Origin of the sequence: Flavobacterium sp., from assembly GCF_046153165.1 — a bacterium.
Lineage (GTDB): Bacteria > Bacteroidota > Bacteroidia > Flavobacteriales > Flavobacteriaceae > Flavobacterium.
Window position 1 is genome coordinate 1 of the sequence record NZ_JBJXEN010000114.1, and the last position, 23,861, is coordinate 23,861.

General features: G+C 31.5%; 25 protein-coding genes. 6 read left to right on the forward strand and 19 right to left on the reverse strand.

Annotated elements, in window-relative coordinates; all coding sequences use genetic code 11:
- Positions 1-91: 91 nt before the first annotated feature.
- The 3 genes from ACKVOV_RS13455 to ACKVOV_RS13465 form a co-directional block, all read right to left on the reverse strand.
- A complete protein-coding gene (locus ACKVOV_RS13455; protein WP_409207275.1) occupies positions 92-1,327 on the reverse strand; it encodes a metallophosphoesterase in 1,236 nt (411 codons plus the stop codon).
- 69 nt (positions 1,328-1,396) lie between these two features.
- Positions 1,397-2,500: a glycosyltransferase family 2 protein gene (locus ACKVOV_RS13460; RefSeq protein ID WP_409207276.1), complete on the reverse strand. Its 1,104-nt coding sequence runs from the start codon at positions 2,498-2,500 to the stop codon at positions 1,397-1,399.
- Entirely contained in the window at positions 2,488-3,414 is a 927-nt protein-coding gene (locus ACKVOV_RS13465; RefSeq protein WP_409207277.1) for a hypothetical protein, read from the reverse strand. Before ACKVOV_RS13465 ends, ACKVOV_RS13460 begins: the two co-directional genes overlap by 13 nt.
- A gap of 54 nt (positions 3,415-3,468) precedes the next feature.
- On the opposite strand from ACKVOV_RS13465, the gene ruvC reads away from it, so the two are divergent.
- Both ruvC and hemW read left to right on the forward strand, forming a co-directional pair.
- Entirely contained in the window at positions 3,469-4,023 is a 555-nt protein-coding gene (gene ruvC / locus ACKVOV_RS13470) for a crossover junction endodeoxyribonuclease RuvC (protein WP_091476271.1), read from the forward strand.
- Between the two features lie 2 nt (positions 4,024-4,025).
- Positions 4,026-5,180 carry a radical SAM family heme chaperone HemW gene (hemW, locus tag ACKVOV_RS13475; RefSeq protein ID WP_409207278.1) on the forward strand — a complete coding sequence of 385 codons (1,155 nt, stop codon included), beginning with the start codon at positions 4,026-4,028 and terminating at the stop codon, positions 5,178-5,180.
- A gap of 1 nt (position 5,181) precedes the next feature.
- Here the strand turns inward: hemW and ACKVOV_RS13480 are convergent, their stop codons facing one another.
- Positions 5,182-6,945: a DUF4153 domain-containing protein gene (locus ACKVOV_RS13480; RefSeq protein ID WP_409207279.1), complete on the reverse strand. Its 1,764-nt coding sequence runs from the start codon at positions 6,943-6,945 to the stop codon at positions 5,182-5,184.
- 54 nt (positions 6,946-6,999) lie between these two features.
- On the opposite strand from ACKVOV_RS13480, the gene ACKVOV_RS13485 reads away from it, so the two are divergent.
- Genes ACKVOV_RS13485 through ACKVOV_RS13500 form a run of 4 tightly spaced genes read left to right on the forward strand, consistent with a single transcriptional unit; the run spans position 7,000 to position 8,853 of the window.
- A complete protein-coding gene (locus tag ACKVOV_RS13485; protein WP_409207280.1) occupies positions 7,000-7,752 on the forward strand; it encodes a cyclase family protein in 753 nt (250 codons plus the stop codon).
- On the forward strand, positions 7,749-8,150 hold the full coding sequence (locus tag ACKVOV_RS13490) for a GNAT family N-acetyltransferase (protein WP_409207281.1): 402 nt from the start codon (positions 7,749-7,751) through the stop codon (positions 8,148-8,150). Before ACKVOV_RS13485 ends, ACKVOV_RS13490 begins: the two co-directional genes overlap by 4 nt.
- Positions 8,147-8,491 (forward strand): DUF4260 domain-containing protein, encoded by a 345-nt coding sequence (locus ACKVOV_RS13495; RefSeq protein ID WP_409207282.1) that lies wholly within the window; start codon positions 8,147-8,149, stop codon positions 8,489-8,491. Before ACKVOV_RS13490 ends, ACKVOV_RS13495 begins: the two co-directional genes overlap by 4 nt.
- A 2-nt stretch (positions 8,492-8,493) precedes the next feature.
- Positions 8,494-8,853 (forward strand): MmcQ/YjbR family DNA-binding protein, encoded by a 360-nt coding sequence (locus ACKVOV_RS13500; protein ID WP_409207283.1) that lies wholly within the window; start codon positions 8,494-8,496, stop codon positions 8,851-8,853.
- Between the two features lie 54 nt (positions 8,854-8,907).
- Here ACKVOV_RS13500 and ACKVOV_RS13505 read toward each other — a convergent pair whose 3' ends face one another.
- From ACKVOV_RS13505 to ACKVOV_RS13575, 15 genes are all read right to left on the reverse strand, one after another.
- Positions 8,908-9,531, reverse strand: coding sequence for a TMEM175 family protein (locus tag ACKVOV_RS13505; protein ID WP_409207284.1), 624 nt, complete (start codon positions 9,529-9,531; stop codon positions 8,908-8,910).
- A gap of 280 nt (positions 9,532-9,811) precedes the next feature.
- Positions 9,812-10,177 carry a DUF1801 domain-containing protein gene (locus tag ACKVOV_RS13510; RefSeq protein ID WP_409207285.1) on the reverse strand — a complete coding sequence of 122 codons (366 nt, stop codon included), beginning with the start codon at positions 10,175-10,177 and terminating at the stop codon, positions 9,812-9,814.
- A 126-nt stretch (positions 10,178-10,303) separates the two neighbouring features.
- A complete protein-coding gene (locus ACKVOV_RS13515; RefSeq protein ID WP_409207286.1) occupies positions 10,304-10,795 on the reverse strand; it encodes an SRPBCC domain-containing protein in 492 nt (163 codons plus the stop codon).
- On the reverse strand, positions 10,792-11,112 hold the full coding sequence (locus ACKVOV_RS13520; protein ID WP_409207287.1) for an ArsR/SmtB family transcription factor: 321 nt from the start codon (positions 11,110-11,112) through the stop codon (positions 10,792-10,794). Before ACKVOV_RS13520 ends, ACKVOV_RS13515 begins: the two co-directional genes overlap by 4 nt.
- A gap of 279 nt (positions 11,113-11,391) precedes the next feature.
- Positions 11,392-11,583, reverse strand: coding sequence for a hypothetical protein (locus ACKVOV_RS13525; protein WP_409207288.1), 192 nt, complete (start codon positions 11,581-11,583; stop codon positions 11,392-11,394).
- Between the two features lie 7 nt (positions 11,584-11,590).
- A complete protein-coding gene (locus ACKVOV_RS13530) occupies positions 11,591-12,313 on the reverse strand; it encodes a DUF3667 domain-containing protein (RefSeq protein ID WP_409207289.1) in 723 nt (240 codons plus the stop codon).
- A gap of 200 nt (positions 12,314-12,513) precedes the next feature.
- Entirely contained in the window at positions 12,514-14,160 is a 1,647-nt protein-coding gene (locus tag ACKVOV_RS13535; protein ID WP_409207290.1) for a serine hydrolase domain-containing protein, read from the reverse strand.
- 326 nt (positions 14,161-14,486) lie between these two features.
- Entirely contained in the window at positions 14,487-15,296 is an 810-nt protein-coding gene (locus ACKVOV_RS13540; RefSeq protein ID WP_409207302.1) for a DUF4435 domain-containing protein, read from the reverse strand.
- 72 nt (positions 15,297-15,368) lie between these two features.
- Positions 15,369-16,685: an AAA family ATPase gene (locus tag ACKVOV_RS13545; protein ID WP_409207303.1), complete on the reverse strand. Its 1,317-nt coding sequence runs from the start codon at positions 16,683-16,685 to the stop codon at positions 15,369-15,371.
- Positions 16,686-16,890: 205 nt separating this feature from the next.
- The gene (locus tag ACKVOV_RS13550; RefSeq protein WP_409207291.1) at positions 16,891-17,856 is read right to left on the reverse strand and encodes a hypothetical protein; all 966 of its coding nucleotides are present in this window, start codon (positions 17,854-17,856) and stop codon (positions 16,891-16,893) included.
- A 606-nt stretch (positions 17,857-18,462) separates the two neighbouring features.
- A complete protein-coding gene (locus tag ACKVOV_RS13555) occupies positions 18,463-19,542 on the reverse strand; it encodes an MraY family glycosyltransferase (protein WP_409207292.1) in 1,080 nt (359 codons plus the stop codon).
- Between the two features lie 5 nt (positions 19,543-19,547).
- Positions 19,548-20,759 (reverse strand): DUF1972 domain-containing protein, encoded by a 1,212-nt coding sequence (locus ACKVOV_RS13560; RefSeq protein ID WP_409207293.1) that lies wholly within the window; start codon positions 20,757-20,759, stop codon positions 19,548-19,550.
- Between the two features lie 113 nt (positions 20,760-20,872).
- Complete coding sequence (locus ACKVOV_RS13565) at positions 20,873-21,943, reverse strand: glycosyltransferase family 4 protein (RefSeq protein ID WP_409207294.1); 1,071 nt, start codon at positions 21,941-21,943, stop codon at positions 20,873-20,875.
- Positions 21,944-21,945: 2 nt separating this feature from the next.
- Positions 21,946-23,172: a glycosyltransferase family 4 protein gene (locus tag ACKVOV_RS13570; RefSeq protein ID WP_409207295.1), complete on the reverse strand. Its 1,227-nt coding sequence runs from the start codon at positions 23,170-23,172 to the stop codon at positions 21,946-21,948.
- Positions 23,162-23,860 carry an acyltransferase gene (locus tag ACKVOV_RS13575; RefSeq protein ID WP_409207296.1) on the reverse strand — a complete coding sequence of 233 codons (699 nt, stop codon included), beginning with the start codon at positions 23,858-23,860 and terminating at the stop codon, positions 23,162-23,164. The genes ACKVOV_RS13570 and ACKVOV_RS13575 overlap by 11 nt, the downstream gene beginning before the upstream one ends.
- Position 23,861 lies beyond the last annotated feature (1 nt).

A 23,861-nucleotide genomic window follows, 5' to 3' on the forward strand; every position in this document is an offset into this window, starting at 1 on the left:
AACAGGAACTTGAGCATTTATTAGTTCTCCAAACTTTGACATAGTATAATTTTATTAAACTTTGTTATACAAATATAGTGTTTTTAGTATATTAAGCTACATTTTGTCCTTTTTTTAGACGAATTACTGTTATTTCAGGCATAATTCCTACTCGACCAGGATAAGCGTGGAATCCAAAACCACGATTTACATAAATATACCTTCCTACATTTTCATACAAACCTGCCCACTGTTTGTAAACATATTGTGCCAAACTCCATTTGAACCAACCTGGAATCTCAATTCCAAACTGCATTCCGTGCGTGTGTCCTGACAAAGTTAGTTGAAAATGTTTTTCATGATTTTTAATCTCATATTCCCAATGACTTGGATCATGACTCATTAATACTTTAAAATCTTCTTTGGTAAGATTTTCAGATGCTTTGTTTAAATCACCCGCTTGTTTAAAATTATGTCCCCAATTTTCTACACCTACTAGTGCAAATTTATCTTCTCCTTTATGAATAAATTTATGTTCATTCAACAACAAATCGAAACCTATTTGACCATATAATTTTTTGATAGCAACAAAATTTTCCTCCTTTGCTTCCGCAGATGGCCAATCTAGATATTCTCCATAATCATGATTTCCTAAAACAGAATATTTCCCGTATTTGTGTGGTTTTATCTTGTTAAAAACATCAATCCACGGATGCATTTCGGTTGCAAATGTATTTACAATATCTCCTGTAAATAAAATCATATCCGAATTTTGCTCATTCACTAAATCGATAGCATAATTTATTTTTTCGGGATTATCGAAACTTCCGCTATGTACATCGGATATTTGGGTTATCGTAAAACCGTCAAAAGCATCGGGTAAATCGGGAAAAAAAATATTTTGTTTTATTACTTTGTAGTTATATTTTCCAACAGTCATTCCGTAAATTAAAGATAAAAAAGGAACAGCAGCCAATCCCAAACCTACTTGACTAACAAATTTTCGTCTTGATGCTAAAAATGCTGTGTTACTGCTGTTGTTAATAAAGTAATTTGCTGAGCCAGAACCAACTCTAAAGATATCTTCACCAAACATAAACAATGACAAGACAATCTTTGGAATGAAAATTAGTAAAAACAAACCCATCGTAAATAAGGTTTGTCTTGTTTGTCCAACACTTCTATCAAATTTCGTGAATGAATAGATCAGAAAAACAAAAATTAATAGACTAATAATTTGGTAACTTATTAAGATCCATTTTATTTTTATTAGCGATTTTATAGCTTGAAAAGCATAAAATTCGATAAATAAAAGAAGTGCAACTATAAATAATAAACGAAGAATCATTTTGAATAAATTTTAAGCAAAATAACAAAGAAAGTTAGAGCAAATAGTTAATGTTAATCAAAATTTAACTTAAAATTTTCTCCCTTTCCAGCTATAACTTCCAAAAAAAGAATAAATCCCAACCGAAACACAAAACACGGGATAAAATAAACTGCTAGATAAAAGATAGTTTAAATGTGTTTTAAAAAAAGTGCTGGCTTTATAAAGTAAAATAAAATCAACAAGAAATTTTGAATATAAGAGAAACATAAAATAATTCGGGTTTATTATTCCTAAAAACCAAAAACCAAATCCGAAAATCCAAAAAAGATTCATCACTAAAACGGAAACGCCCAATTGCTTGCTGTATAAACTATTATAATTTCCAGTTTTGCTCGCCCAGCGAACTCTTTGGTGAAACAAATTTTTCCAAGTTTTTTCCGTTTTAGTTTGTACAATTGCAAATTCAGATTTTAAGAAATGGACATTATTTTTGTCTTTCTGAATGGCTTTTTGTAACAAAAAAACATCGTCTCCGCTCGCAATGGTATCATTCCCATCAAAACCATTTAGTTCGTAAAAAAAAGTTTTTTGATAACAAAAATTGGCACCATTACACATAAATGCTTGGTCGTTCCCAAAACTACCTATTGTTGTACCTTGTAAACTCAAAAAATCTAATTGCTGAAAAGCATCTAAAAAACTACTGTTCATTTTATAACAAACACCAGCCGCAATCATTTTAGGATTTTTTTTCTGGATAAAATTATCAAAAGTATTGAGCCAATCGGGTTGAACCAAACAATCGGCATCGGTGGTAATAATCCAGTTATTTTTAGCAATAGCTATTGCCGTATTTATCGCATCTTTTTTTGGAGAATTAGAAATTCGAGTGTTATCAATTATAACAAACGGAAATTGAAAATCTGAAATCTGAAATTTATAATCTGAAGCATCATCAACTAAAATTACTTCAAAAAAATCATTTGGATAATTTAATTTTTCAATTGATGAGAGGAGCTTTGGCAAGTTTTCCTGTTCATTTCTAAACGGAACAATAATAGAAAATTTTGTTTTTGGTTGCAATTTTTCATTTTCAAAAGTTTTTACTTTAGTAAATCCATAAATTAACCAAATGATATTTAGTAAATACCAAATCGTAATACAAACAAAAAGAGAATTTACGATTTCCATTGTGATTTAAAATTTAAAACATAATAACTACCTATAATTACTGGAATCACCACATTTAGAAACCACATAAGTGTGGTTACAAAAATAACAATCCATTCGTTTACACCCAAAAGTGAAAAAAAATAAACAGCAACACTGCCTTTTACAGCAAAATCTAGAAACTGAAAACTAGGTAGTGACGAGGCCAAAAAATAAACAGTTGCAATGGTTGCCATTAGTGTAAAATAAGGTAAATGAACATCGAAAGCGATAAACAAAAAATAATATTGATGCGAAAAGATGAGGTAACGAGCAATTCCTAACAGAGTGTTTTTTTGATGAATGTCTTTTGGAATTTCATTTATTTTAGAAATCAATTTTTCGAGGGAGTAACCTTTTATTTTTATTTTCTTTGAAAGAAAAGCCAAAAGCCAAAAGCCAAAAGTTGTAGCAAAAATTATTATAACCCAAAAATTATAGCCCAAAACCAAAAGACCAATCGTTCCTAAAACAACAGTCAAAATTAATTGTATTCCGTTGCAAAGGAGATTAAGGAACACAATTTTTTTGGTTTTATTTTTTTCAAAATACAAAGCTTTCCCTGCATATTCTCCAATGCCGTTTGGCGTAAAAATTCCAGCAGTAAGTGAGGCTAAAACTTGTTTGGTAGCTTGACCAATAGTAATTGTTTGGAAAGAAGAAACTAGGTTTTGCCATTTCAAAATCTCAAGAAAACGATTGGCAAAACTCAAAAATAGTATAAAAATGATGCCGATAACAGATTGATTTTTTTTAAACAAAACAATAAATTTATTCCAATCTAATTTGTCGTTGGTCGCTAATTGGTTATAAATAAAATAAAATGCACCAACAACAATCAAAAGTTTGATGGCAAGTATGAGGAATTGTTTAGCTTTGTGAGAAATTGAAATCATTGGTGCAAAGAAACAAAACTTTGAACTTTAAACTTTAAACTTTCAAATAAAACATTGGCAAACGAACGTATCATATTAGGAATTGATCCAGGAACAACCATTATGGGTTTCGGGCTCATAAAAGTCATTAATAAAAAGATGGAGTTTCTGCAACTCAATGAATTAATTCTAAGTAAATACGACAATCATTATCAGAAACTAAAAGTGATTTTCGAGCGTACTATAGAACTTATAGACACACACAATCCTGACGAAATTGCTATTGAAGCACCGTTTTTTGGCAAAAATGTACAATCGATGCTCAAGTTGGGACGAGCACAAGGCGTTGCCATGGCAGCAGGACTTTCGAGAGATATTCCCATTACCGAATACGAACCCAAGAAAATAAAAATGGCGATTACTGGAAATGGAAATGCGAGCAAAGAGCAAGTAGCAAAAATGTTGCAACAATTATTAGGACTAAAGGAATTACCCAAAAACCTTGATAGTACCGATGGTTTGGCAGCAGCAGTTTGTCATTTTTTTAATTCTGGGAAAGTGGTTGGTACCACAAGTTATACAGGTTGGGATGCTTTTGTAAAACAAAATGAAGAACGAGTAAAAAAATAATTTTGGCTGGGATTTACATACATATTGCTTTTTGCAAGCAAGCTTGTCACTACTGTGATTTTCATTTTTCGACTTCATTGAAGAAGAAAGATGAAATGGTTTTGGCTATTGCCAAAGAAATCGCAATGCGAAAAAATGAGTTTGAAAGTGAAGTGATAGAAACTATTTATTTCGGTGGTGGAACTCCAAGTATTCTAGAAATTTCAGATTTAAAGTTTTTGATTGATGAGGTTTACAAACATTATAAAATTAGTGAAAACCCTGAAATTACAATAGAAGCCAACCCTGATGATTTATCCGAAAATCGAATTATCGAATTATCTAATACTCGAATTAATCGTCTCAGCATAGGAATTCAGTCTTTTTTTGAAGAAGATTTGCAATTGATGAATCGCGCTCACAATTCGGCAGAAGCCAAAAAATGTTTGGAAATAGCCACACAATATTTTGATAATATTTCGGTCGATTTAATATACGGAACGCCAGACCCGAGCCAGAATGGCGAACAGGCGCAGCAAATGAGTAACGAACGTTGGTTGCAAAACATTCAAACTGTCTTAGACTTGAATATTCCACACATTTCGAGTTACGCCTTAACGGTCGAACCCAAAACAGCTTTGCACAAGTTTATCAAAGACGGAATTATTCCGCAACCAGATGATGGTGTTGCTCACGAGCAATTTTTAATACTGGTTGATACGTTGGAAAAAAACAAATTCATTCATTATGAACTGTCTAATTTCGGGAAAGAAAATTATTTTTCTAGAAATAATTCGGCCTATTGGTTGGGCAAAAAATATATAGGAATTGGCCCTTCAGCACACAGTTACGACGGAAAAAATCGAAGCTGGAATGTGTCTAATAATGCTATTTATTTGAAATCGATAGCAGAAAACAAGTTGCCATCAGAAACGGAAACTTTATCAGAAACCGATCGATATAACGAATATGTAATGACTGGTTTACGTACTATTTGGGGTGTTTCTTTAGCTAAAATTGAAACCGAATTTGGAGAAAGATATCTTAAATATCTCATCCAAAATGCACAAAAACATATAGATAATGCAAAGCTTATTGTAGAAAATAATGTTTTACTAACAACCAGAAAAGGAAAATTCTTTTGCGATGGAATTGCGTCTGACCTGTTTTGGGCATAAGCTATTTTTCTTTTATTAGTAAGAAGCCTTCGTTAAAATTATATTCATCCTTATTTGAATAGTTTGATTTGTTTAAAGAGTTAAAACTCATTCGGAACTCATAATTTCCTAAACTACTTTTAATAAATAAATCATCGACATCAATATCACCAGATGCCCTGTGGTATTTCTTAAACATAGCTTTTATCAGAGGAGTAAGATCAACGGTTTCTTTCGAATTCAGGCTTATCTTTAGAAAAATATCTTCGTTACTTATTCTCTCAACTTTGAAGGTGTCGTTTTTTATCTTGATTTCTGTGGTTCCATATTCCGGTATTGAGATGATATATTGATAATTCTCAACATCATAATATGTTTTTTTGGAATTGAGATTAAGATAAGTCGTCGATTCTTCTTTGGATGTGGTTACAACGTTGTCGAAAAATGCTGAATAATTCCAAAAATTACCATTTTTATATTCTTCTTTGGCTTTGATGCTGTCGGTTAGGAAATTTGCCAAATATTCTTTTTCAAATCGTTCATTTAGAAAGGCGAATTTATCAGTAACCTGTTTTGCAATACTGTCAGTAATTTTTTTATTGAAATTGATTTTACCGTTATCTAATAAATTATTCGCAATTAAGATTTTTTCCAATTCTTTTTTCTGGCTTCGTTTTGCTACCGAAAAAGTATTGAAATAAGGAAAAATTAAAGCGAATAAGCCAAATAAAAACAAAGAGATCGGGATAAATTTTATAGAGCTTTCTTTTTTAAAGACAAAATAAAGTACAACAGCCGAAAGCCATAAAGCTAATAAAAGGACAAAATAACGGGGTTCTGTAAATCCGTATTGTAAAAGTCTGGTAAAAATAGCTGTGAATAATAAAATCATTAGTGGAATCAGGCTGAAGTAAAATATTTTACTAAACATTTTTACCCATGATCTTGTTGTGGCTTCTTTTAAAGGATGAACCAGTAATAAGGCTAAAATTCCAACAACAGAATAAGCTAAAATTAGATAAGAAACCCAACCACGCGGCAATTCCCAAGCCAAAAGAATCTTTCCTGAATAAAAATATAGGATAACCACATAAATGAAGAGCAACGGAATAAGGATAAACTGGGTGAAAAATTTTAAAACAACAGGGTAGGTACTTTCTTTTTCTAAATACTCAAGACCATTTTCATTAAAAAGCAGAAAAATGAATGTACTCCCGAAAATGGCCATTAGGAAAAAGATTTCAGGATAAACCTTATCGTCAAAATGAAATGAAAAAAGCTGGTCAACCGAAACAACTGCAAGTTCTACACCAGCGGTTAAGACTCCTGTGAAAATCATTGTCAACGCAAAATTGACAAACAGATTTTTGTTATATTCCCAAAAATTTTTTTCCGGATTTCCTGTAGTTATATACGGAATAAAAGCCACGAGTAAATGTAATAATACATAAGTTGGAATAATGATAAAGACATACACTTCGTTAAAATCGTCTTTATTTTGCGGAAGTATAAAGTAATATCCAATCAAAAAAAGCAGCCCTATCACAGTTAGTAAAAGTTGTTTGCTTATGCGCTGTGAAAGCATTTTTAAGGCAAAAAATAATGAAATTCCAAATGACGTACAGAAGATAATCTTGATATGGAAAAAATTCTCGTCGGTACTCGAGTTAGTCTCAATAGCATAAATTACGGTTAGTGACATTATGAAAGACGTCAGTAAGATCATCGGATAATTTACCAATGTTTGATTGGCTTTTTGGAAAATTTCGGTAAGTTTTTTATTCATTTTTTGGCTCTGTAACGGATAGAAATGTAAATTTACAAAAATTCGGATTAAACTATGCTAGTACTCATCAACAATCAAGAAATAAACTTATCAAAACCACTCGATATTTCCATTTCGTTAACCAATACAGATGAAAATCCCATCGCTTGGTATCTCGATAAACCCGAAATAGAACCTGTAAAAGTAGGGGAATGGATAGGGAAAGTTTCGGAAGGAAAATCATCGACAAATTTTAACAATATATTTTTCAATCCGCACGGACACGGGACGCATACCGAATGTTTGGGGCATATTACAAGAGATTTTTATAGCATTAATCAATGTTTGAAACAGTTTTTCTTTACTGCCGAACTCATTTCTGTTGAACCAAAAAACAGCAATGGTGATTTTGTTATTACCAAAGAGCAAATCGAAAATGGGTTAAATGGCAAAACGCCCGAAGCCATTGTCATTAGAACCTTACCCAATATAGAAGGGAAAAAACACAAAAAATATTCACATACTAATCCGCCGTATTTGGCTGAAGATGCTGCGATTTTTATTCGTGAAAGCGGAATTCAGCATTTGTTAATCGATTTACCAAGCGTAGATCGGGAAGAAGACGAAGGGAAATTATTGGCACACAAAGCCTTTTGGAATGTGAAAGATGTCAATAATCTAAATAAAGATGCCAGACTAAATTGCACGATTACTGAGCTAATTTATGTAGATAATGCCATACATGACGGAAGTTATATACTAAATCTGCAAATTGCTCCGTTTGAGAATGATGCAAGTCCAAGTAAGCCTGTTTTATATAAAATATGATCACCGTTTCTACTGATAAAAGCAAACTAAATGTTCCGTTCATTCAAAATTTCCTAAAAGATGCATATTGGGCAGCTGGGAGAACAATCGAAGAAGTTCAAAAAACAATAGATAGTTCTTTTTGTTTTGGAATTTATCTCGATGATGAGCAAATAGGTTTCTGTCGAGTAATTACCGATTATGTCGTTTTTGCCTATGTTATGGATGTTTTTATAACCGAAGAATATCGAGGGAAAGGGTATTCATCGATTCTTATAAAAAATATGATGATTGAATCAGAACTTAAAGAAGTTAAAATTTGGCGATTAGCAACATCTGATGCGCATTTTTTATATAAAAAATTTGGATTTAATGCTTTGGCGACACCAGAGAAAATGATGGAAAAAATCATAAAATGAAAACAATAATTAAATTAGAAGAATTGGGGTTGTTCCTCTTTGGGATATATCTTTTTAACCAATTAAATTATGCTTGGTGGTGGTTTTTAGTTCTAATCCTAGTGCCCGATTTTTCTATGATTGGCTATCTAATTAATAATAAAACAGGTGCTTTTTTATATAATTTATTTCATCATAGAGCCATAGCAATATTTGTTTATTTGATGGGAATCTACTTTTCAAATGATGTGATTCAATTGGCTGGAATTATATTATTTTCGCATTCGTCTATGGATAGAATGTTGGGATATGGACTAAAATATGAAAAAGGTTTCAAGTTTACTCACTTAGGAAATTTATAATTATGAACATACAGCAACTCTACGAATTTTGTTTGTCTAAAAAAGGAGTTACAGAACATTTTCCTTTCGATGAAGATACACTTGTGTTTAAAGTAGGAGGAAAAATGTTTTGCTTAACCTCTTTAAAACAATGGGAAAATAATGAACCTTCATTAAATTTGAAATGTGATCCCGAAAAAGCACTCGAACTTCGGGCGGGATATGACGCTATTAAACCAGGTTATCACATGAGCAAGATACACTGGAATACCATCAATTTGAATAAAGATGTTTCGGATAAAATGGTATGCGAATTAATCAACCATTCGTACTATTTGGTTTTTACCAGTTTGACTAAAAAAGTTCAAAACGAGATTCAATAATAATATTCAAAATATAACAAAATGCTATGAGGTAGTTTATTTCTTCTTAATGTTTTAGTTTTCTATCGTTTTATATTTGTGTTCTAATAAATATATTACTGGGAAAATTAGAATAAAACATACTCTAGAAAGATTTGTCGAATAGAAAGAGAGTAGCATAGATAAGAAAAATATTAATGGTGCAACTAAGCTTCTTAAAGTGTAATATTTGCGCCATAAATTATTACCAGATACGGTAGCTATTTTTGCTTTTTCAGAAGAAATATATCGTATTATCCAACAGTTTAATAATCCAGTAACAAAAATATTCATACAATAAATTGCATAAGGAATATTTAGATGGAAATTTTCGCTATAAAAAGCCGATGAAAATGGCATTAGTACTATAGATAATAAGAATAAAATATTAAGCCAGATAAGTTTATCGGTATACTTTTTTACATAACCAAATAAGTGATGATGCGCTTTCCAATAAATTGCAATTACAAAAAAGCTAATAAAAAAGGAGACAAATTTAGGAATGAGCTCATTTATATTTTTTATTACTTCAGAGTTTGAATTATTTTCTATGTGCGGCGCTTTAATCTCGATAATTAATAAAGTCATAGCAATAGCAATAACAGCATCACTAAAAAAAAGTAGCCTTTCTATTTGTAATTTATTGTTGTTTTCTTCCATAAAATAAATGTAAAAAAAAATATATAAAATACAAATAGGACAATATATTTTTTTAGTTCATGAATTTTATTTTACATATTCATCTTATTACTAAACTGTTGTAAGCTATTTGTTGTGTTTTGGAGTAAGTTCACCATTCTTCAATACAGTTTTATATGTAAACATTTCAAAGGAAAAGCCAAAGTAAGATTGGGTAATTAGTATTTCAATTTTTCTCTTTTCGAAAGGATGTTGAAAAATGTTTAATCATTTCATCAGTTCAGTTGTTTTTATTCAATAGCTATGAGGTCTGAGCCTCAAATCCAAATTTTATTGCCGCTTCAAGTATATCGATGTTTATGTCTTTTAGCGTTTTGAACTTAATGCAATATCCGCTCACACTCGCTTTACCGATATTTTTTCCATAAGTCTCGAATAAGTATTTCTTATCATTAATACCAAGGATATAAACAGAGATTCCTGTTGTGTTTGCACTAATGCCAATTTGATAAAACTCTCTAGTTTTTCCGTCAACATAGGATATGGTCTGAAAACCATATCCTATGTTAGGATTAGAAACAGTTTTATTCTCACTATTTTTACCATCTAAGAACCATAATTTACATGCTGGCATTACTTGCAGAATAATGCTGTGCAACTCTTGCATGTCGCTACGTTTTGGTTCAGGTTGGCTAGTGATATACTCTTTGATTTGTTCTTGTACATTCATATAAATATAAAATTACGATTTGCTTACTTCGCCTTTTCATACTTTCAAATAATTATCGGGATACTATTGGGATGCCAATAATTTTTCTAAGTTATCAATACTCATTGTAAACCCTTCTTTAAAGCCCATTTCAATCATTTTCTCTAAGCGAGTAAGAGATTCATTGTAAATAGCAATACTCACTTTAGTTATACCGTTTAGTTCGCTAAAATTGTAATCCCATTCAGAACCTGGCAATTCAGGGTTTTCATCCTTGTCTGCAAAAGCATTATGCATTTTAAAATTGGTTTTAGGTGTAATGGAAGTATATTCCTGAATTGACCAACGCTCTTGCCCTTCAGGACTTACCATTGCATAAAATCTTTTTCCACCAACTTCAAAATTCATATATTTTGTCTTCGATGTCCATGGTTTAGGTGCGACCCATTGATCCAGTATTTCTGGTTTTGTAAAAGCATCCCAAACCAATGGAAGCTTTGAAGCAAATTCTCGGGTTATAAATACCGTTTTAGCAGTTTTGTCAACGGTAAAATCAAATAATAAATTATTGCTCATTTTTCTGTTTTTTTAAGTGTTGATAATACATTGTCGAGTTGGTTAAATCGTGTTTCCCAAATATTTCTGTATTGGGCTAACCAATGATCTATTTCTTTCATTTTTTCAATTTGAAGAGAATAATAAATTTCCCTACCTTGTTGTTCTTGCTTTACTAATTCGCACTCTGTCAAGATTCGAAGGTGTTTTGAAATCGCCTGTCTGGTTGTATTGAAGTGCTCTGCAATTGCATTAGGAGTCATTGCCTGTAGCGCAATTAGGGTGATGATAGTCCGTCTTGTTGGGTCGGCAATAGCTTGAAAAATATCTCTTCTCATTTTATCTTAAAATTAATTTACGCAACTAATAGGTTGCAAATATATATGCAACTTTTCGGTTTCGCAAATTTTTTTATAATTTTTTTATTTTGAATTATTTGAAACGCCAGTTTGAAGAGGGACACATCATAATGATGGTTGATATTTTGCGACTTGGAAATATTGAGAATTAAGGAAACCGAAACTTTCGGTTTTGCACTGAAATCAAAAGTACAAAACAAACTTTAAATTAAAGTCTAAGACCCTAAATTACTACAAACGGCTGTTAGTGGCAGTTTTTTATTTTTCAGTTGTTTTTTTCAAGTCTTTTATGATTAGGTAAATTGATATTATAAAAACAACTATATAAAGAACATCTAAGACAGGTTCTTTCAGTGTTAAGTTTTTAAAATCAATGTGCTTAATTAAAGTCAAGCCTAATGTAAATGCAATAAATACAAAAAACCAATTCATTCCTTTTTTATTTTCCATATTTTAATTAATGTCTGTTTATTAAATCTATTATTGTTCCAATAAGTACAGGAAATATCCAGAAAGTAATCATTCCTAAAATATATGCAAACAATCCTTTTATATAATTTGCTATCTTATTCTTGTCATAAAATTGTCCGATTGCCCAAACGCAATATACTATTCCTATAATACCAGCAATTGTCATTATGTTATAGTGTGTTATACCTTGTATAATTACAAAAACCGAAAAAATCAACATTCCCATTCCCATAACAAAACAAAGCATTATCAGAATTTCATAAAAATTGTAGTTAGACTTCCTGAAAAATAGTTTTAACCATAAAGCGATAAATATTCCCATCATAATATTTGCATAGCCATAATGGTCTTGCACCCATTTTACAATAGTACCAACAGCACTTGTGGTTTTTTTAGCTTCGTGAAATTTCACATAACCGTCTTCAATATGAAATAAGTGGTTTAAAATTGTATAAATCAAAGAAGTTATGATGATGAATATGATAGGTTTAACCAATCGGCTTCTGTTTTCAGAAAGATATTTTCGTATGTTTTGTCCTGGATTTATTGTAAGTTCACGTATTGTGTATAAAATTCCACGTTCAAAATGCAGAACGTGTTCAATTTCGTGAATTATGTATTTTCCGTCAATTCTTTTAAGACTAGTTGCTTGTCCACAGTCGGGACAAAATTTTGAATTTATTTCTTTATTACAGTTGTTACAGTTCATCTAATTAGTCAATTATATTGTCAATTTGTTGGTTTACGGTCGGTTCGGCAAAATTGCCACAAACGTTTCGCGGCTTTAATAAGCTAGGGATTTGTAAACTCTAAACTTTCGATTAAATACCGAAAATCAAAAGTACAAAACAAACTTAAATTAAGCACTAAAGCCGCCATTTCTTATAACCACTGTTAACTGCCTTTTTTTTATTTCGTTACTGCTGGTATTAAATATTCTTGCATTATCTTTTCAACTTGTTTTTCTCCATATGGCGTATTGTATGCTGTGGCAGTAATTACAATTACAATTGGTTGGTCTTTGAAAATAAAAATTCTATTTCCACCATTTCCGTCTGAATAATAAACTTCATAGTACAAGCCATTTACGTTGTATGTTTTATTGAAAAATAGATAACCATAAAATTCCTTTTCCGATATTATCATTTGGTGTGATAAACTTTTTTCAATCCATTCCTGCGACAAAATTTGTTTACCATTCCAAGTTCCTTGGTTTTTGTATAATTGCCCAAATTTAGCATTGTCCAACGAACTTAATTGCAAACTTCCCGCCGTATTTGCTACTTTTTGAGGTGTGAATTGCCATTTGTATTTTGTGATTCCAAGTGGTTTAAATAAATTTTTGTCTGCATATTTTTCTAAACCATTTGGTACAGATTTATGGATGATGTCGCCAAGAACCACAACACCTGCCGTAAAGTAATCCCACTGCTTTCCAGAACTTTTTGTTTTGTCAATAGGTAGATTTAATGTGAAGTCTACCCAGTTTTTTGTAGGATACATATTTTCTTCGTGACCAATTGATTCAGTATTCATATCAGAACCTTCAAAATTTGAGCTCATTGTGAGTAAACTTTTTAAAGTAATACTGTCTTTTGCTGTAGAATAGTTTTGAAAGGATTTTAGGTCGTAAAATTCTTTTAAGGTTTGCGTTTCACTTTTTATGTATTTGTCTTTTATTGCAATACCCAAAAGAGTTGATGCAAATGATTTTCCCACAGAACGTGTGTCGTGAAGTGTATTTCTATTTGATCCATTAAAATATTCTTCAATTAGAATTTTTCCGTCTTTTATTGCAACAATACTGGTTACATTTTTATAGGTTTTCTTTGCAATTTTTCTATTTAGTTCTTCGATTTTAGCAATATCAATTTTCTCTGTTGAAATTTGCCAATCTTTAATTGGCTTTATGGATTGAACTTTAACTAGTTTTTCGTCAATTTTAATTTCTGGAACGATGATTTTTATTTGTCCTTCGGCAATTATGTTTCCCGCCAAAACTTCGGTCAGTTTTAAATAAGGTCTGATTTCAATTTTAAGCAAATGTCCTCCTTCTGAAAGTGCTTCTTGTCCGCCATTGCCAAAAAATCTATTCCAAAGAAATTTACCCCAAGAATCTTCGTTGGTCGAACTTATTAATGGAACTCTGAAAATTGTTTTCTGGTTTTTGCTATCGGCACTTCCTGCTCCAATATTTAGGTTTTCAACATAAATTTTTTTGTTGTCAACAAAAAATGTAAATTGATAATTTCCGTTTTTAGTTAGTTCGTCAGCAGTTAATTGCGGTGATAACAAATGAAGATAATTTGTTAATGAATTGCCTAAAAAAACTCTGATATTTAACTCTGATTTCTCTTTTAATTCAAAAGATTTTAGAAAATCAGTTTCTTTGAAGTTTTCGATTGCAATTGCTTTTTCCATAAAAGCAATTTTACCAATGTTTGATTTGTGAATTGGATAAATTATGCTATCTTTTTTTACAAATTCGTTTTTTTGCGCAGATACATTTAAGTATGTCAATATACTTAAAGCGATGTTTGTGATTTTTGATTTCATTGATTTTGATTGATGATTTTTGATTGATACTAATAAGTACAAATTAATTTAATTTGTTACATAGCTTCACGTTTTTTTAAAATGGGAGTTCACGACAAGCGCGCTTTGCGGCGGCTTTGCTTTTGCAAAGCGCTAGTTAGGCGAAGTGCGCTTGTCGTTAGAGAGAAGTGGGCTGGAAGGCGCATTTCGCTCTACGTTTGGTCGCTTGGCGATGTGGCGGATTAAGGAAGCCTAATCTTTTGGTTAATGACTATTTTCCAAATACAAAACCATCTTTAAATTCAGCCTAAAACCCCAATCACGCCAAACTGCTGTTATGCACAGTATTATTTGATTATAATGTTATTAATATGTGTCAATTCTTCAATGTTACAAATTTTTGATAATCTAATTTTCAATGATATCTCTGACATATTTAAGTGATTGTAAACGTTGTTAATGTATTTTTTGATTAAAGGAAATAGGTAGTCCTTACCAGTGGCTATGACTAAAAAATTACTTCCTTTTATTTTTTCTCTTCTTATATTATATTCATTTTCGATATTAATTGATGCGACTTCTGAAATAATTAAATGTTTTAGTTCATCAATTCTCGTTGTAACTAGATTAGTGCAACAAATACCAGGTTCTGGACTCAATAGATTCTTGTAGTCATATTTTGAAGTTTTAGTCTTAATGTTAAAATTAATACAAATTGAATTATATATAAACAAATCAGTTAATATTTCATCATTTAAGTCAATCCACTTTTTAAAATCTAATTTAGAACTTATAGTTTTTCTATCATCTGTTGAGTTTTCTTCATAAATAATTTCTACAAATGAATTTAAGTCAAGAAGATAGTTTTCTATACAATACCTAGGTAGAATGAATAGACCTTTGTGATTATCAATCTCTGAGCCTTCTAGCAATTTTGTTAGAGAATCATTTAACTTATGATAATCACCATCGATTAAATAGGCTTTCGGTCTATTATCTGATTTATTAATATTACTTCTCCATTCTTTTACGACTTGGGAACAACCACCAAGTGGTATTACATTATCAATTCTATATTTATTATCAAAGGTTCTCGATAAAATTTCACTATATATTTTCTTTGATTCAACAGCTGTGTCCTCAACATATATATCAATATCATTAAAATCTTCGTTTAAAACTTAAACTGCGGACTTTGACTTTGGGCTTCTTTCAATCATACAATTATACTATTTTCTTAGAACTCTTTCAGTGTTCGCTTTATATTCTCCGATTATATCTGGAGAATGCGTTGCAATTATAAATTGTGTGTTTGATGACGCCTTTAATAATGAAGAAATAAAATTTTCCTGCCATCTAATATGTAATGAAATCTCAGGTTCGTCAATTATGAAAATATCAGAAATATGTTTTCTTTTGGGTGTATATTTACCAAAAATTACATTTGCAAATAAAATCACTAGCTGCCTTTCTCCTGAAGATAATTCATCGATTGTTAAATTTCTACCTTGAGGTTTAGTAATCAATAACCTTCCCACAGAATCGATTAAAATTTTCTTCCCAGAATCTTTCAAAAAAGTATTGATTAGGTCTAAAAACTTATTAACAGGTTCAAATATTTTATTTGCCTTTGAATTATAATCATCGATTATATTTAAAACCTTATGTAATTTGTCAAGTTGTGACTTGTTAAGGATCCATTCTAACGTTATTGGAGTATTATCCGTATCAAATTTCTTCATAACATTCTCGATCTTTTCAAAAAATAGTCTTAGTTTTTGAGATAAATCGGCATCTAGAAAACCAATACTTTTTAGGGTTTCTTCAATTTCATCCTTTTTTTCTAAAATTCTAAATTTCTCTTTAATATCTAATGTGTTACCTTGTAAATCATTGATGGAGAACTCTGTATAATCAAATGAACTTGTTATCAGTTCTTTGTTAATTACTTTGTAGTAATTATCTCTAATTTCACGAACTCTTTTGTAAACATTTTGCACAAGCATTTCTGTTTCCAACGTAGAAATTCCTAGATTAGTTTTTTTTCTAAATCCTCTAAAGTCACTGTCTTTCCTAAGAAACATATTTCGCTCATATAAATAGTCCTTATATTCATCTGCTATGTCAAAATTAGTTCTTTCAAGACCAATCAGAGTTGGTTTATTTAATTTTTCAATAAATTTAAAGTATTCTTCTTCTCTGAATTTTCTAAATAAAATTTCGATGTTTTTATTTTCTACAGAATGGATTTTTTGTAATTCATAGTCGTTAATTAAATCACGAGGGATTGTTAATGTTTTAACAACTTTGATATTGGATTCAAAAACATCAAAAATTAAACTATTTTTATTTTTGATAATTTTAAAGGAATATATTTTACTTAAATGCTCGAGTACTAATTCGATATTTTCAAAAGGAATTGAAATTAAATCTTCAATTTTTGGTAATAGGATTGCCTGTATAATATTTAAACTGGTAGTCTTTCCAGACCCATTAATCCCAGTTAGTATCGTTAAGTCAGAATTAAATTTAATATCTACGTCAATGTTTCGTTTATTCGAATTCCTTTAAAATTTAATAATTTCATATTGATTGTTGTTTTTTAAATATTGTGCCTAACGTCCCCGCGCTACAGCGGGTTTGGGACTAAATTAAGCCTTATCTTCGGATTTGCCAAATCATCCCAAATACAAAATCAACTTTCCATTAAGCCTATTGCCCAAATCCGTTGTAGCGTGTGTTAGGCGCTGGTTATTTGTTCTCAAATAGATTCAATTCTGTTTCTAATTTTGGACTATGATTATATACATTTTGAGCGGACAAAAATTTAAATTCCGCAATTTTTATTTGAGGAATTTGATTGAAAAGATATTTTGACATTGACCAAAATTCAAGTCTTAAAGTGACTAAATCACTTAATTCTTTAAAAATTTCTTTTTTATTTTCTGATTTCATTTTTTTACTAAAATTGATTGTCCAATCGCAAGGGTAGTCTTTATGAAAACCAATTATTACAAAACTTTCATCTCCTTTCGGAAAAACGTTTATAAATGATGTAGGCATAAGTTGTCTTTCTTCTCTCCACTTTTTATAATTTGAATCTTTTGGGATTTCCAATTCTCCAATATTTAATGGAACTGAAATACATAGTTCTATTTTTGGAATTTTTATAGTTTCAAAATAAAATGAATCTGAGTTTTCAGAAATTATACTTTTCTCTAATTCAGTTTTAAATACGTTCAGATTTTCAATTCCATCATTATAACCGTCAATTAGCGATTCGACTCGTGGTAAAAAGACAGGAGGGAAATGAGGTTTTAATTCGATAATCCATTCGGTTGCAATTTCTTTTCTCCTAATTTCTTGACATAATCCACGATAACAAAAAAGTGCTTGTTGTTTTTTGTCGAAGAAGTTTAAAGTGGATTCAGTTTCTATTAATTTAAAAACACTAGAATCATGTATTGCACAAAATCCTTGAAAAGTGTAAACGTCATTTATTCCGACCAATTTGAAATCTGAAATTCCTTTTTCGGACATTTCAAATGGGTTCGTTGGTGTCATTTGGATTAAATGATTATTTTCAGATATTTCTCTTAGAATTCCATTTTTTTGCAAAACATGGGATTTGATAGTTTTGTTCGTACAGCCATTAAACATGCAAATACGTTCTTTCTTTTCAGATTTTCTTCGGGCTTCTAAAACTGCTTTTTTCATGTTTTGGGGTTAACGTGCGCCTAACGACAAGCGCGCTTTGCGGCGGCTTTGCTGTTGCAAAGCGCTAGTTAGGCGAAGTGCGCTTGTCGTTAGAGCGAAGTGGGCTGGAAGGCGCATTTCGCTCTAACTTATAAATATACGCAACTCCTTAAAGTTAAATATATCTAATTTGTTTATTATTAGTTTCTTAATCTGGACAACATAAAAATGGGCTTTTATTTTCTAGTGTTTCCTGAAATAAAAAAAAAGCTATATTTTTTATTAATAAAATTAGAGAGTAACCGTTCTCGTTATGTTTAATAATATTTACTTGTTCCATTTTTTCAAACCTACAAAACGTTTTTTAGACACAACCCCGTATTTATACCTGTTTTGTCAAAAATACGACCACAAGAAACTACATCTTTACGAGAAACGTAAAATGTGGATATTTTTTTTGTGAAGTAGGATAAAAAAGGATTTTTAACTAAAAAATGTTTGGTAATTTGCTTTGCGGTTCTCAAATTTTTCTAGCAACAACTCCCACTTAGAGAGATAAGTGAGAGTTGTTGCTAGTTGGTTTTGCCATGAGGAATTGTTATGAAATGGTAGGCAGTATTAACAGGTTTATTGTTGTTCTAAAACGGTAATGGTTTTTCTCCAATCTTTTAGGGTGCTAATCATTAGGAGTATTTTTACAGTGGTCCAAAACAAAATCATGATGGCTAAGATAATTAAGGTGGTCGAGAAAAATGAAATGAGTCCAAATCCTAGAAAAAACAAAATCATGCAAAATAGGGTGACAAAAAGGGAAATCTTTTTGTGAGTTAATCCTGCAGTTAGTAGCAAATGATGCAAGTGTGATTTGTCTGCCTTAAACGGTGAGTTGCCTTGTTTTATTCTTCCTAAATAGACTCTAATAGAATCTAAAACAGGTATCGAGAAAAAAGCAACCAAGAGTAGAAATCCGTAAGCATAGCCATAATTGTTGGTATGGTTTTCTTTTTCCATAAAATGGATTCCAAAGGTTACAAGTATAAATCCTAAAAATAACGAACCTGCATCGCCCATAAATATTTTATCCTTAGAGAGATTAAATTTTAGAAATCCAACAATGGCTCCCATAAAAATAATGCTAATTTTTCCTAAAAAGTAATCGTTAAAATAGACGGAAGAGATAAAAAACATGGTAAATCCTAGGAGCGACAATCCGCCTACAAGTCCGTCTACGCCATCCATTAGATTAAAAGCATTTACAACGCCTGTTATGACTATGATTGTTAATAGGTATTGTGCCCAAACGGCAATTTCGTAAATACCTAGAAAACCATAAAAAGTAGTGATTCTGGTTCCTGAAAAAGCGACTACACAAGCTAACAGAAGTTGGATTCCTAGTTTGTATTTTGCTCTTATATCAGATTTGTCATCGATAACGCCTACTATTAGTAAAATACAGCCAGAAGCGAGCATGGGTAAATATTCTTTTAGAAGCGCAAAGGAGTTTCCCGAAGCCATTAAAACGACTAATGTTGTGGTGGTTATGGCTATTCCGCCTATGAGTGGCGTAGCAGTAGTATGTACTTTTCGGTAATTGGGTTTGTCTACCAAATTAATTTTTAGTGCCATTTTTTTTATAATTGGAATACACACTAATGCTAACAACAGTGATAGTAAACCAAGGGTTCCAAATTCTAGTAGTGTTTTCATATTGGTTATCTTTTTTCGTAAAACATCGTGTTATTTTGCAAATGCTCTAAATTGTATTTTGTCAAAAAGCGAGTGTCTAGTTTTCTAAATTCAGAAAAGGTGCTTGTTTTTTTATCTATAGCAAGCGCTTCTTTTATTAGTAAATGGTATTTATTTGCAATTTTTTCCCAAGTATATCTTCTCAAAGCAATCGACTTCATTTCTTTACTCAAGGTATTCATTTCGGCCTCGGTAATAGTTTGCAACTGTTGTATTAACTGTTCAGTATTTGAAAAATACAAGGCTTTGTTTTCGGTAGTGGTTTTGTTATACGACACATTGAACGAGATGATGGGAAGACCTAAAAACATTGCTTCTACAAGTGACGGATTAGTTCCTCCCGCAGAATGTCCGTGAATGTAAATGGCGGCATTTCCTCGTATTAAATCTATTTCGCGTTGGTTGTAAATGGGATCGAAAATAGTTATGTTAGGCACATTGCTGTAGGTTTCTTTCAGTTTTTTGCCATAAGCGCTATTGTTCCAGTTGCCTACAATGACAAGATTATAGTTGGGTAATTTTTTAAATGCTTCTAATACAACATGCACATTGTTTTCGGGTTCGATGCGGCACACTTTTACAGCATAATCGCGTTTCAGAAAAGGATATTTTATAAAATCTTCATATTTTGGACGTACTTGTAGTGTATGATCGGCACCATATTCTATTACTCTGCTCAATGTTTTGTAACGTAAGGCAGTATAATCCTGAATAGATTCGTTGTCGGAAATATCAATATGAGAAAAACGAACCGCTAATTTTTCTGCCCACCATAAATAAAGTTTGGCCAATAGCGACCATTTGTCTCTTTTCCACTCAATACCATCAATAGAAATAATGATTTTTTTGTTGGTAAAAAGCTTCACAAAAGGCAAAATCCAAGCGCCAGCCACTCCTAAAATTAATAAAACATCGTTTTTTCGTAACGCTTTTAGAATAGAAATGGTGTCGTAAGGAATACTTTGTATGCCATTGGCTTCTAGGTTAATGTATTCTAATTTTGCTCCTTTGTAAGTAGCTATTTGTTCTTTCTCAGAATATTTCTTTTTAGAACAATATACGGTAAAGTCATATTTAGTAGCAAGATGGGTTACTAGATGATCCGCTAGTGTTTCGAATCCTCCGTATTTTGCAGGTAAACCTACAGTTCCAATAATGGCGATACTTTGCTTTTTCATGTTGATAGTATTTATAATTGAAATAGTATAGGCCAAAATAAAGCCAAAATATTAAAATATTGAAAATCAGTAAGTTATATTTTTATGATTTTCCAAAATATGGAAGTTGTATATTAATTGGAAAGAATCCTAATCGATTCATCCTCAAAGTATTCTTCGGTAAAATGCTTGCTTTTTTCAATCGCCTGTAAACGCATCGTTTGGTATAAAGTATCATTGTTGAGGATGAGGTTTAATTTCTCTGAAATAGCACTACTGTTTTTACTGTTTATCAAATAGCCATTTACGCCTTCTTCGACCAATTCGACCACTCCGCCAACAGGAGGGACAATGGCAGGAAGTCCATACGCCATGCCTTCTAATATGGTTAATCCAAAAGTTTCTACCCATAAGTTTACATCAGATAAATTGAGTAGGACAGAAGCTTCTTTGTAGAAAGGATGTGTGTTTTTTTGAACAGGATATAAGAATAAATTAGCAGGAATAGTTTCGTTAGAAAAATAAGTATCAATTTCGGTTTGATTTGCATTGACAATCAGTTTGAATGTGAATTGCGGATTCATTTGGGCTAATGTTACAAATTCATGCACGCCTTTATACGCTTTTAACGAACAAATCATCAAAACTATTTTTGTTGTTTTTGGAGCAGTTCTATTTTGAGTAGCTTCTTTCACAAAACTATTTTCGAGCACATTATAAAGCACATTTTTTTTGTTTTTCATAGGTTCTTGCTGTGCCAAAAAGTTTGATACATACACTACTTCTGAAGCCGACCAACGTACGATTCCGAAAAGAAATTTTTTTAGAAGCAAAGGTTTCATAGATGTTTCATGAATGTGATAAACCACTTTGCAACCTCTAATTTTTCCCACAATTCCAGCACCAAAAGGCAAAACCGTATTGACATATAAAACGTCTGTTTTTTTTAAGAAGAAAAGCAGTTTGAAACCCAAAGCCATTTGACTAAAAGTTAAAAAGAACAATCGAATGAATGGGTTTTTAGCAAATTGATACCAATAAAAATGTTCCTGAATTCCTACAATATCCGATAGGAATCCTTCTCTTTTTCCAGAAGTGTACAAATGGGTTTTCAGACCGTTTTTGACCCAACCATTTAGTAATTGCATCAAAACTTTCGGGCTTCCGCTATAATCGTTTAATAAATGTACTGCTATAACTCTCATAATTACAGTTGGTTGTAAATGTTTTTTAATTTTTCGCCACGACTATTCCAAGTGAATTTTTCCTCATATTGTTTTCTAGCGGCAACGCTCATTTTGAGTAATAATTCTTTGTCATAGTATAGTGTTTGTATTGCTTTTTCTAATTCGCAAATGGTGTTCGTATAATCTGAATGAGGGATTGCAAAACCACAATCGACATTGATAAACTCTCCAGGACCTTCGTTGTCTAAACAGATTACAGGCAATCCAAAAGACAATGCTTCGGCAACCACCATTCCAGCACCTTCGTGTGAAGGAAAAAGAAAGACGGATGATGTTTCGTACATTTTCATGAGTTCTAGTCGATCAATCCATTCTATAATTTCGACGCAATCTTCAGCTTGATTTTCTGCTATAATTTTTTGATAAAAAGCTTTTTCAGGGCCTGTACCTATTAATTTTAATTGACAGTTTTTTCTTTCGTCAAAAGAAAGGGTATTGATAAATTTTATAAACGAAAGTAAAGTCAAATCGAAGCCTTTTAGCGGAACAAATCTTCCTACGCTAATGAGTGTAAAAGTTTCTTTAGAGACTATTTTTTTAGTATTAAAATCTTCTGAAGCAATCGATGGACTAATAGAAAAGTCGTTTGTTTTTATCTTAAAAACGGCAGGCACACCACTATTCATACACCAAATGTGACTTGCTTTTTGCACCGTTTTTTTTAATGAAAAAGAACCGTTCCAGAACATTTTTTTTATGAACCAAGTAGCCCTGTCCTTGATAAAATAGTGGGTAGCATATTTTTTTAAATATTGGTTAGGAATAACGGGATGATGTCCCACAGGTCCCCAAACCATTGGTTTTTCTAGTTTGTATAAAAAACTTGGAGTCCAGTCATTATGAAAATTTACGTTATGGGTAATATCAAATTGGAGTTCTTGTTTTTTGATGAAAGCAATAATGCCTCGTTGCCACATATAGTAATATAACATGGCGCCACGACTTCCTTTTTTCCAGAAACGCATCCAATATGGTAAATCAAAATAAAAAAAAGTGATGTTTTGATAGACAATATCTGGATTTTCAGCCATAAATTTTTCGATTGCGGGTTTGTTATTTTCTCTAGTAATAGCAATCACTTTGTTGTAACGTGCTATTTGATAAGTAAAATTCCAACCCATAGCGTCTTCTGATCCTTTGTATGGGTTTACAGCATAACAAGTTGCCAATATGGTTTTAGGATTCATGAGTTCTGGTTTTTAATAATTTAGCTGGAACACCACCAATGATAGAATTTTCAGGAAATGATTTAGTAACTACACTTCCAGCTGCAATGATGCTTCCCGCCCCAATTGTAACACCATCTAGTACCGTAACTTTACTTCCCATCCAGCAGTTTTTTTCTATTTTTATTCCTTTTCTTGAAACGCCTTGATGGCGAATAGGAATTGTCATGTCTTGATAATTATGATTTTCTGGATGACAACTTAAATATTGACCTACAATACAATCGTCGCCTATTTCTAAACTTCCTGCTCCGCCTAAGTATGCAAATTCTCCAATTCCTACATTGTTCCCAATTTTTATTTGGTCTCCAATATCGTTTAAAGAAGTGGAAACAATAATTCGGCTAAATGCCCCAAAAGAAACGTTGTCTCCAAATTGAATTCCGTTTTTGCTCAAAGCTGACACATGAACATGATTTCCTAATCGAAGAAATTTTCCATAATGGATTTTAGAGATATTAAAAAATTCAACTCCTTTCCCCAACATCATGCCTTTTGGATTTTTTAGAAATAAAATTACTTTTATTCCGCGAATTAGACTCCAAGATTGTATCCAGATAAATTGAAGTAAAGCGCTAGTGTTTAAAGCATCATCAAATTTGAAATTTGGATTTCGAAGCCTTATTATTTTTTGAATGATTGATTTCATT

What these genes read in the sequence shown, in the direction of transcription:
- ACKVOV_RS13455 (WP_409207275.1), bottom strand. Translation starts at nt 1,327, where the DNA reads ATGATTCTTCGTTTATTATTTATAGTTGCACTTCTTTTATTTATCGAA.
- ACKVOV_RS13460 (WP_409207276.1), bottom strand. Translation starts at nt 2,500, where the DNA reads ATGGAAATCGTAAATTCTCTTTTTGTTTGTATTACGATTTGGTATTTA.
- ACKVOV_RS13465 (WP_409207277.1), bottom strand. Translation starts at nt 3,414, where the DNA reads ATGATTTCAATTTCTCACAAAGCTAAACAATTCCTCATACTTGCCATC.
- ACKVOV_RS13480 (WP_409207279.1), bottom strand. Translation starts at nt 6,945, where the DNA reads ATGAATAAAAAACTTACCGAAATTTTCCAAAAAGCCAATCAAACATTG.
- ACKVOV_RS13485 (WP_409207280.1), top strand. Translation starts at nt 7,000, where the DNA reads ATGCTAGTACTCATCAACAATCAAGAAATAAACTTATCAAAACCACTC.
- ACKVOV_RS13490 (WP_409207281.1), top strand. Translation starts at nt 7,749, where the DNA reads ATGATCACCGTTTCTACTGATAAAAGCAAACTAAATGTTCCGTTCATT.
- ACKVOV_RS13495 (WP_409207282.1), top strand. Translation starts at nt 8,147, where the DNA reads ATGAAAACAATAATTAAATTAGAAGAATTGGGGTTGTTCCTCTTTGGG.
- ACKVOV_RS13500 (WP_409207283.1), top strand. Translation starts at nt 8,494, where the DNA reads ATGAACATACAGCAACTCTACGAATTTTGTTTGTCTAAAAAAGGAGTT.
- ACKVOV_RS13505 (WP_409207284.1), bottom strand. Translation starts at nt 9,531, where the DNA reads ATGGAAGAAAACAACAATAAATTACAAATAGAAAGGCTACTTTTTTTT.
- ACKVOV_RS13510 (WP_409207285.1), bottom strand. Translation starts at nt 10,177, where the DNA reads ATGCAAGAGTTGCACAGCATTATTCTGCAAGTAATGCCAGCATGTAAA.
- ACKVOV_RS13515 (WP_409207286.1), bottom strand. Translation starts at nt 10,795, where the DNA reads ATGAGCAATAATTTATTATTTGATTTTACCGTTGACAAAACTGCTAAA.
- ACKVOV_RS13520 (WP_409207287.1), bottom strand. Translation starts at nt 11,112, where the DNA reads ATGAGAAGAGATATTTTTCAAGCTATTGCCGACCCAACAAGACGGACT.
- ACKVOV_RS13525 (WP_409207288.1), bottom strand. Translation starts at nt 11,583, where the DNA reads ATGGAAAATAAAAAAGGAATGAATTGGTTTTTTGTATTTATTGCATTT.
- ACKVOV_RS13530 (WP_409207289.1), bottom strand. Translation starts at nt 12,313, where the DNA reads ATGAACTGTAACAACTGTAATAAAGAAATAAATTCAAAATTTTGTCCC.
- ACKVOV_RS13535 (WP_409207290.1), bottom strand. Translation starts at nt 14,160, where the DNA reads ATGAAATCAAAAATCACAAACATCGCTTTAAGTATATTGACATACTTA.
- ACKVOV_RS13550 (WP_409207291.1), bottom strand. Translation starts at nt 17,856, where the DNA reads ATGAAAAAAGCAGTTTTAGAAGCCCGAAGAAAATCTGAAAAGAAAGAA.
- ACKVOV_RS13555 (WP_409207292.1), bottom strand. Translation starts at nt 19,542, where the DNA reads ATGAAAACACTACTAGAATTTGGAACCCTTGGTTTACTATCACTGTTG.
- ACKVOV_RS13560 (WP_409207293.1), bottom strand. Translation starts at nt 20,759, where the DNA reads ATGAAAAAGCAAAGTATCGCCATTATTGGAACTGTAGGTTTACCTGCA.
- ACKVOV_RS13565 (WP_409207294.1), bottom strand. Translation starts at nt 21,943, where the DNA reads ATGAGAGTTATAGCAGTACATTTATTAAACGATTATAGCGGAAGCCCG.
- ACKVOV_RS13570 (WP_409207295.1), bottom strand. Translation starts at nt 23,172, where the DNA reads ATGAATCCTAAAACCATATTGGCAACTTGTTATGCTGTAAACCCATAC.
- ACKVOV_RS13575 (WP_409207296.1), bottom strand. Translation starts at nt 23,860, where the DNA reads ATGAAATCAATCATTCAAAAAATAATAAGGCTTCGAAATCCAAATTTC.